10 protein-coding genes are annotated in these 8255 nt (G+C 72.1%); 8 read left to right on the top strand and 2 right to left on the bottom strand.

Going from position 1 to position 8255, the window contains the following annotated elements:
* The 4 genes from ACFYR0_RS36110 to ACFYR0_RS36095 form a co-directional block, all read left to right on the top strand.
* Positions 1 to 474 (top strand): flavodoxin-dependent (E)-4-hydroxy-3-methylbut-2-enyl-diphosphate synthase (locus tag ACFYR0_RS36110; RefSeq protein WP_389338047.1); only part of this gene is annotated, 474 nt, incomplete at its 5' end.
* Positions 475 to 913: 439 nt separating this feature from the next.
* The gene (locus ACFYR0_RS36105; RefSeq protein ID WP_389338044.1) at positions 914 to 1762 is read left to right on the top strand and encodes a GNAT family N-acetyltransferase; all 849 of its coding nucleotides are present in this window, start codon (positions 914 to 916) and stop codon (positions 1760 to 1762) included.
* A gap of 25 nt (positions 1763 to 1787) precedes the next feature.
* Positions 1788 to 2318 (top strand): GNAT family N-acetyltransferase, encoded by a 531-nt coding sequence (locus ACFYR0_RS36100; RefSeq protein WP_389338041.1) that lies wholly within the window; start codon positions 1788 to 1790, stop codon positions 2316 to 2318.
* Between the two features lie 72 nt (positions 2319 to 2390).
* Positions 2391 to 4091 (top strand): proline--tRNA ligase, encoded by a 1701-nt coding sequence (locus tag ACFYR0_RS36095; protein WP_389338038.1) that lies wholly within the window; start codon positions 2391 to 2393, stop codon positions 4089 to 4091.
* A gap of 75 nt (positions 4092 to 4166) precedes the next feature.
* Here the strand turns inward: ACFYR0_RS36095 and ACFYR0_RS36090 are convergent, their stop codons facing one another.
* Both ACFYR0_RS36090 and ACFYR0_RS36085 read right to left on the bottom strand, forming a co-directional pair.
* Positions 4167 to 4412, bottom strand: coding sequence for a hypothetical protein (locus ACFYR0_RS36090; RefSeq protein ID WP_389338035.1), 246 nt, complete (start codon positions 4410 to 4412; stop codon positions 4167 to 4169).
* Positions 4413 to 4583: 171 nt separating this feature from the next.
* The gene (locus ACFYR0_RS36085; protein WP_389338032.1) at positions 4584 to 5006 is read right to left on the bottom strand and encodes a helix-turn-helix domain-containing protein; all 423 of its coding nucleotides are present in this window, start codon (positions 5004 to 5006) and stop codon (positions 4584 to 4586) included.
* Between the two features lie 517 nt (positions 5007 to 5523).
* Here ACFYR0_RS36085 and ACFYR0_RS36080 point away from each other — a divergent pair.
* The 4 genes from ACFYR0_RS36080 to ACFYR0_RS36065 are packed head-to-tail and all read left to right on the top strand — an operon-like array spanning position 5524 to position 8082.
* On the top strand, positions 5524 to 6129 hold the full coding sequence (locus tag ACFYR0_RS36080) for an RNA polymerase sigma factor (RefSeq protein WP_389338029.1): 606 nt from the start codon (positions 5524 to 5526) through the stop codon (positions 6127 to 6129).
* A complete protein-coding gene (locus ACFYR0_RS36075; protein ID WP_389338026.1) occupies positions 6126 to 6959 on the top strand; it encodes a BN159_2729 family protein in 834 nt (277 codons plus the stop codon). The genes ACFYR0_RS36080 and ACFYR0_RS36075 overlap by 4 nt, the downstream gene beginning before the upstream one ends.
* A complete protein-coding gene (locus ACFYR0_RS36070) occupies positions 6956 to 7690 on the top strand; it encodes a WhiB family transcriptional regulator (protein ID WP_389338023.1) in 735 nt (244 codons plus the stop codon). The genes ACFYR0_RS36075 and ACFYR0_RS36070 overlap by 4 nt, the downstream gene beginning before the upstream one ends.
* Entirely contained in the window at positions 7687 to 8082 is a 396-nt protein-coding gene (locus ACFYR0_RS36065; RefSeq protein ID WP_389338020.1) for a hypothetical protein, read from the top strand. The genes ACFYR0_RS36070 and ACFYR0_RS36065 overlap by 4 nt, the downstream gene beginning before the upstream one ends.
* The last annotated feature ends 173 nt before the right edge of the window (positions 8083 to 8255 follow it).

The following is an 8255-nucleotide window of genomic DNA, read 5'->3' as shown; positions in this document are numbered from 1 at the left end:
AAGTCGGCCGTCGCCTTCGGCGCGCTGCTCTCCCAGGGCATCGGCGACACCATCCGCGTCTCGCTGAGCGCGCCGCCGGCCGAGGAGGTCAAGGTCGGCCTCCAGATCCTGGAGTCCCTCAACCTCAAGCAGCGCGGCCTGGAGATCGTCTCCTGCCCGTCCTGCGGCCGCGCCCAGGTCGACGTCTACAAGCTCGCCGAAGAGGTCACCGCCGGCCTCACCGGCATGGAGGTCCCGCTCCGCGTCGCCGTCATGGGCTGCGTCGTCAACGGCCCCGGCGAGGCCCGCGAGGCCGACCTCGGCGTCGCCTCCGGCAACGGCAAGGGACAGATCTTCGTCAAGGGCGAGGTCATCAAGACGGTCCCCGAGTCCAAGATCGTGGAGACCCTCATCGAGGAAGCGATGAAGCTCGCCGAACAGATGGAAGCCGAAGGCACCCCGTCCGGCGAACCCACCATCTCAGTAACCGACTGACCCTCCCACCCCCAAGGGGCGCGAGGAACGGCGCAAACCCCACGACGCACGTAAAGCGAGCCGACACCCCGCACCACCCCCTCAAGGGGCGCGGGGAACGGCGCAAACCCCACCACGGCCGGGAAGCGCCCCACTACCCCCAACCCCGCCCTCAAGGGGCGCGGGGAACGGCGTAAACCCCACCACGGCCGGGAAGCGGCCCGCAACCCCACCACCCCCCAAGGGGCGCGGGGAACTGCGCAAACCCACGACGCACGGGATACCCGCCCACCCGGCCCCGCCCCCCAACGCCCCCAGGGGCCGCGGGGAACGGCGCAACCACCCCACCGCCCGGAACGCCGCCAACCCCCAACAACCCCCTAAACCGGACACCCCACCGCCCAGCCGGCGCAGCTATAGTGCGGAGGATCAGCAGCAACCCCAGCGTGAGGCCCCGCACGTGTTGACCCAGACCACCTCCCGGGTCCTCGAACCGAGTGACCTGGCCGCCGCACTCACCGTGCTGGACACGGACCCCGTGGCCAACGCCTTCGTCGCATCCCGCGTCCGAGTCGCCGGCCTGGACCCCTGGCGCCTCGGCGGCGAGATGTGGGGCTGGTACGAGGACGGCATGCTCACGTCCCTCTGCTACGCGGGCGCCAACCTCGTCCCCATCTGCGCCACCCCCCGCGCGATCCGCGCCTTCGCCGACCGCGCCCGCCGGGCCGGCCGCCGCTGCTCCTCGATCGTCGGCCCCGCCGAGTCCACCGCCGAACTCTGGCGCCTGCTCGAACCCCACTGGGGCCCGGCCCGCGACGTGCGGTCCAGGCAGCCCCTCATGGTCACCGACCGCATGCCCGACGACATCGCCCCGGACCCCGGCGTCCGGCGCGTCCGCAAGGACGAGATGGAGACGATCATGCCGGCCTGCGTGGCCATGTTCACCGAGGAGGTCGGCGTCTCCCCGCTGGCCGGCGACGGCGGCCTGCTCTACCAGGCCCGCGTCGCGGAACTCGTCGGCACCGGCCGTTCCTTCGCCCGCGTCGACGGCGAGGGCAAGGTCGTGTTCAAGGCGGAGATCGGCGCCGCCACGGAACACGCCTGCCAGATCCAGGGCGTCTGGGTCGCCCCCGAGTACCGCGGCAAGGGCATCGCGGCCCCCGGCATGGCGGCGGTCCTCCAGTACGCCCTCGCGGACGTCGCCCCCGTGGCCAGCCTGTACGTCAACGACTTCAACACGGCGGCGAGAAGGACGTACAAGAGGGTGGGCTTCGAGGAAGTGGGCGCGTTCATGAGCGTGCTTTTCTAGAGAATCACCCCTGTAGGCTCCGGTCATGGACCTCGTCTTCAGCCCCTTGGACCTCGCGGCGCACGTCGACGAGGCCCTGGCGGTCCAGGCCCTCGCCTTCGGCCTGGACCGGGACGAGGTCGCCGTACGCCGCCAGATCATCCTGCGGCACATGACCTACCCGGGCGCCCGGGCCCTCGGCGCGACCGTCGGAGCGCACCTCGCCGGCTTCGTCTACGGCATGCCGAACGACCGGACGCACTGGTGGTCCACGGTCGTGGAGCCCTATCTGCGCGCCCAGGACAACGAGACCTGGCTCGACGACTCCTTCGTGATCACCGAGCTCCATGTCCACCCGTCGTACCAGAACCGCGGCATCGGCCGGACCCTGATCACCCGGATCACCGACAGCGCCGACGAACCGCGCAGCATCCTCTCCGCGATCGACACCGACAGCCCCGCCCGCGGCCTCTACCACTCCCTCGGCTACGTCGACCTCGCCCGCCGAGTGGTCTTCCCGAGCGCCCCCCGCCCCTACGCCGTCATGGGCGCCCCCCTGCCCCTCCGCCGTCGCTAACCGATTTCCGCCGCCCCCCGCCGCCCGGCTAACCTCCTTGCCATCACCCTTAATGGCAGGAGTACGAGAACCATGGCCAACGCACCGGTCCAGCGCATGTCCCAGTTGATGGCGAAGACGCTGCGCGACGACCCGGCGGACGCCGAGGTCCTCAGCCACAAGCTTCTCGTGCGTGCCGGGTACGTCCGCCGCACCGCCGCCGGTATCTGGAGCTGGCTGCCCCTCGGCAAGAAGGTCCTCGCCAACGTCGAGCGCATCGTCCGCGAGGAGATGGACGCCATCGGCGCCCAGGAGGTCTCCCTCCCCGCGCTCCTGCCGCGCGAGCCGTACGAGGCGACCGGCCGCTGGGACGAGTACGGCCAGGAACTGTTCCGTCTGAAGGACCGCAAGGGCGGCGACTACCTCCTCGGCCCGACCCACGAGGAGATCTTCACCCTGCTGGTCAAGGACCAGTGCTCGTCCTACAAGGACCTGCCGGTCGTCCTGTACCAGATCCAGACGAAGTTCCGCGACGAGGCCCGCCCCCGGGCCGGCATCCTGCGCGGCCGTGAGTTCCTGATGAAGGACTCGTACTCCTTCGATCTGGAGGACGAGGGCCTCGCCCGGTCCTACGCCCTGCACCGCGAGGCCTACCAGCGCGTCTTCGAGCGTCTCGGCCTCGACTACCGCGTCGTCGCCGCCACCGCCGGTGCCATGGGCGGTTCGAAGTCCGAGGAGTTCCTGGCCCCGGCCGAGGCCGGCGAGGACACCTTCGCCGACTGCCCGAACTGCGACTTCGCCGCCAACACCGAGGCGATCTCCTACGAGCTCCAGCCGGTCGACGGCTCCGCCGTGGCCGCCGCCGAGGAGATCCCCACCCCCGACACCCCGACCATCGAGACCCTCGCCGCCCACCTCGGCGTCCCGGCCTCCGCCACGCTGAAGAACCTCCTGGTGAAGGTCGACGGGGAGATCGTCGCCGTGGGCGTGCCCGGTGACCGCGAGGTCGACCTGGGCAAGGTCGAGGAGCACTTCGCCCCGGCGTCCGTCGAGATGGTCACCGAGGCCGACTTCGCCGAGCGCGGCGACCTGGTCCGTGGCTACGTCGGCCCGCAGGGCCTGGACAAGGTGAAGTACCTCGCCGACCCGCGCGTGGCCCCCGGCACCGCGTGGATCACCGGCGCGAACAAGGAGGGCACGCACGCGAAGAACGTCGTCGCGGGCCGTGACTTCGAGGTCGACGAGTACGTCGACGTCGTGGTCGTGCAGGAGGGCGACCCCTGCCCGAAGTGCGGCACGGGCCTGAAGCTGGACCGCGCCATCGAGATCGGCCACATCTTCCAGCTCGGCCGCAAGTACGCCGACGCCCTCAAGCTCGACGTCCTCGGCCAGAACGGCAAGCCGGTCCGGGTCACCATGGGCTCCTACGGCATCGGCGTCTCCCGCGCGGTCGCGGCCCTCGCCGAGCAGACCGCCGACGACAAGGGCCTGTGCTGGTCCGCCGAGGTCGCCCCGGCCGACGTCCATGTCGTCGCCGCCGGCAAGGCCCTCCAGACCGAACTGGCCCTCGACGTCTCGGAGAAGCTCTCCGCGGCCGGCCTGCGCGTGCTGGTGGACGACCGGGCCGGGGTGTCGCCGGGTGTGAAGTTCACGGACTCCGAGCTGATCGGCGTACCGAAGATCCTGGTCGCGGGCCGCCGCGCGGGTGAGGGTGTCGTCGAGCTCAAGGACCGGCGGACGGGTGAGCGCGAGGAGCTGACCGTCGAAGAGGCGATCGCCCGCCTGACCGCCTGATCCGACGGTCCGGACGAGACCGCCGCGGTGCCTGCGCCCCGCGGCGGTCTCCTCCGTTGCAGGCCGCCCTCGCCGTCAGCAGGCCTGTGCGGCGACGGCGCGGGCGAGGAGTTCGGCGGGCAGCTTCACCCGCATGCCGCAGTAACACAGGAGAACGTTGCCGGTTCCCTCAGGCGCGCCCAGATCGATCGTGAGCAGGGCGCGCAGCTCCCGGATCACGTCGATCAGGTGGGAGCCGCCGGCGACGAGGACACTGACCTCGTCCGGGTCCCAGACGACCATGGTTGGCAGATCGGTCGCTACGCGGACGTGGATGCACACAACTGTCTCCCCAGGATGCACAACGCGCTGCAGTGATCCGCTCCGGGAGGTCAGCGGGTGACTGATGGTACCGGGGCCTGTGTGCACAGATGGGTGTTTTCGGCAGATCCGTTCGAGGCCGCCCATAGCCGCATATGCCGGAACCGTCGGCTCCAAGGTACCGCCGGAGTGTCAGCCGATCCGGCTGACCTGGAGCATCGCCTCGGCGTCCTTGAGCAGCGCCCGCTGACGCGCTTCTGGCAATTGCCGGTAGAGCTTGAGCAGTCTCGCCTCGCGCTCGTCCCGGTTGGGGCCGGGGACGGGGCGGCCGACGGCTTCGAAGAACTCGCGGGGGGTGGTCCGCACGCCCCACTGCCGGAAGACCTCGACCATGGCGCGCAGGCGCTCGGGGTCGATGCGTGAGGTGCCGCGGGTGCGGTTCATCCACGCGTTCAGGGTCGGATACGAGATGCCCGCCTGGGCCGCCAGGTCCTTCTGGGTCCTGCCCTGGGCCCCGGAGAGCAGCCTGGTGAGCAGATCCGCCAGGTCCTCGCCCTGGTGTGGAGGGTCGTCGCCGGCCTGCGGCTCTGTGGGGGGTGTCGGCTCGCTGGTCACACGTCAGAGCATCCGGCATGGGTATCTACATGCGCAAGTAGATTGCAGATTGACGACACGGCCCGGGTGTGCGCCCCGGAGCGTTCGGGCGGCGGCCGCACACTGTTGCGCCTCCCCGTGCGCCGCCCTGGTGCGACTGCCGGGCGGGCCGGTGACGAAGCCTTGCGTGTGGTCCCCGTGATGCCTCACGACGCCCCTTATGGCACCTTTTATGGCACCTCTCGCGGCGTCGGTCAGGCCCGCTCCTTGCGCTCTGTGAGCGGCTTGACACTATCTGCATCTACGTGAAGACTGTAGATAACTCCGGAGGTCGGGGGCAGGCGGACCTTCTCTCCGCCGATGCACCGGCCGGCGCCCGAGTGGCGCGATGAGTGTGATCCCGTCCGAACATCGCGGATCACTCTCTTTCTACCCATCGAATCTACATCTACACGTATACCGAAGACGGCGAAGACACCGAAGACATCGCGAGGATCCCCATCCGCACCGCACCCATGACGTCCGAGGAGCACCGACCTTGTCCGCACCGACCCTGTCCCCACAGACCGACATCCGGACCGCGCCGATCGGTCCGGAGCCCGCGTTAGTCGCACGGGCCCGCCAGGGCGACCGTGAGGCCTTCGCCCTTCTCTACCGCGAGCACTACCGCGTCGTGTACCGCTATCTGGTGTTCCGCACCCGTGACGGTCATCTGGCCGAGGACCTGGCCCAGGAGGTGTTCGTCCGTGCCCTGCGCGGCATCGGCGGCTTCGCCTGGCAGGGCAGCGCGTTCGCCGCCTGGCTGATCACCATCGCCCGCAACCTGTACCTGGACGAGATCGGCCGCAGCAGCACCCGGCGCGAGACCCTGGTCGCCGAGCCCCGGGACCCGGTGCGCCCGGTCCGCGAAGGCGAGTCCCCGCCGCTGCGCGCCCTGGAGGCCGTGGAAGCCTGCGAGGCCGTCCAGCGCGCCCTGCTGACGCTGAGTCCGCCGCAGCGCCACTGCCTCCAACTGCGTTTCCTCGACGAGCTGTCTCCCGAGGAGACGGCTCACGAGATGGGCCGCACCGTCGGTGCCGTGCGTGCCCTCACCCATCGCGCGATGCGCCAGCTGCGGTGGACGGTCGGGGCGGTGTCGTTGTGAGCGAGGACCTCTCGGCGGCCGTCGGCACGGTTCCCGCGGCCCTGGCTTCCGTACCGCACGACCCGGCCGCGACCTCCGGCCGGCCCCTCGGCTCCGCCCACGGGCCGGTCGGCCCGGACCGCTTCACCGCCGCCGTGCTGCACCGGACGTCCGACGGCGGCTGGTCGCGCACCTCGCTCCCCGCGGCCGACGGCCGGCCGGACGACGTCGTGCCCACCGACCTCGAGCGCCAGGCCATCGCCTGGGACATCGACTGCCGGCGCGCCAGGCGTGTGGCGCAGTCCGTCGAGCGCGAGGCCGGGCGGCACCCCGGGCTGCTGGCCGTCGACGCCGACGGCGACACCGTGCGGGTGCTGCTCCGCGTCCCGGACCTGGCCGAGTGGGCCAGATGGCGCGCGTACTTCGGGATCACCGTCGTCAGCGAACTGTCCCGCCCGCACCTCCTCACCGGCGAGGGCCGGCGCCACGGTGTACGGGTGTCGGTGCTGGGCCGGATCACCGGCGCGTCCGAGACGGCCACGCCCGTGCTCGAAGCCGTCGGGCCGGTGTCCGACGGGACGGCGCCCCTGCCCGACGGTGCCGTGCCCGGCGGAGAGGCTCGGACGAAGCGGCTGTTCCGGCTCGGCGGGATCACCTACGACCTCGTGCAGCCGTATCGCGACGCGCACGGCGACATCTGGTACTTCCAGGGGGCGCAGACCGCCGAAGGCATGCCGCTGATGTCGCTGGACGGCCGCCCGGAACGGTGTTCCCTCGCCAACGTGGCCGCCTACGTGGGGCCGTTGACGCCGGTCCGCGCGGCCGGTCCGGGCCGGGGAGCGCGCCGGTGAGTCCGTCCGCCGCCGACGGCCGGGGGTGGGGCTGGGAGCTGGACGCCTCGTGCCGGTTCCAGGACGCGGAGCTCTGGTTCTCCGAGCGCACCCGCGACCTGGCCGTCGCCGTCTGCCAGAACTGCCCGGTCCTCCTGCCGTGCCGGGAGACGGTGCTCAAGAGGGAGGAAGGGATGGCCGAGGGCCACCGCGGCGGCATCGTCGCCGGTCTCACCGGACCCCAGCGCTACGCCCTGGAACGGGCCGGGTCCCGGCAGGGCCCGGCGCCGGACACCGAGTCCGCCCCTGGTCCGACGGGCCGCCCGCGCCGGGAGCCCGCCCCCTGCGGCACCCGGGCGGCCTACCAGCGGCATCTGCGCCTGCAGGAGCCGGTCGACGACGCCTGCCGCGCCGCCAACGCCCGCGGCGCCGGGTTCTACCGCCGCACCGGCTCCACCCGAGCCCAGCCCGGCGGACCCGCGCCGCCCGCCCCCCGTTCAGGGCAGTCCGGCCATCGCATCGTCCACCGCACCCGGAGCAGCGCATGTCCGCATCCACCCAGGGCTTCCCGCCCGACGGCCCCGGACCCGGCCGGCCGCGCCCCCTTTCGCGTTCCGCGCGGCGCGCCCGGCCGGGTCTCCGCCCCCTTCTCCGACTCCGTCATCTCCTGCGGCGCCCCGCCGCGGCCGGGCGTGAGACGGACCCCCCGTCACGCCTTGAGGACGACCTCGCCGTCTGCCGGCAGGAGGTGACGCGCTGGCAGCTGCACGCGGACTCCTACGCGCAGGAGTCCGGCCGCCTCAGCCGTGAGCGGGCGCACCTGCTGGCCTGGCTGGCGGCCCTCCACCCCGCGAGCGCCGTCATCACCCCGGCCGTCAGGGCCGGGCACCACGGCAGCCTCCGGCTGCGGCTGATGGCCGGCGGACAGCAGCTTTCATGGGCCGTTCGGCCTGATGACCTCGCGTTGTTCGAGCACGTACCGTTCGCGGAGCCCGCCATGGAACACCCGGTCGGGCCCTGTACCGACGAGCACCCCGAGGAGCCCGGCGCGGACCGAGACGCCCATATCCGCCGGCACACGCATCTGCTGGCGCTCGAGGGAACCCTGCTCGGCGTTCCCACCCGGCGTCGCGTCGGCCCCTGACAGCCCGGTCGGGGACGGACGAGACTCCGGTCGGCAAGCTCGGGAGGCACGCCGGCCGGCCCCGCCGCGCCCTCCGCCACCCAAGACGGGCAGAGGGCGCGGTGCCCCCCAGCGGGCCTCACCGCCTCAACCGCCCCGGGGCCCACCGCCTGAAGGGGCGCGGGGAACGGCGC

The organism is Streptomyces sp. NPDC005017 (assembly GCF_042873115.1).
In the GTDB taxonomy this organism is placed as follows: Bacteria; Actinomycetota; Actinomycetes; order Streptomycetales; family Streptomycetaceae; genus Streptomyces.
Note: the sequence above shows the minus strand (reverse complement) of the source record. Positions and strands in the feature narration are given on the sequence as shown.

What these genes read in the sequence shown, in the direction of transcription:
- ACFYR0_RS36100 (WP_389338041.1), top strand. Translation starts at nt 1,788, where the DNA reads ATGGACCTCGTCTTCAGCCCCTTGGACCTCGCGGCGCACGTCGACGAG.
- ACFYR0_RS36095 (WP_389338038.1), top strand. Translation starts at nt 2,391, where the DNA reads ATGGCCAACGCACCGGTCCAGCGCATGTCCCAGTTGATGGCGAAGACG.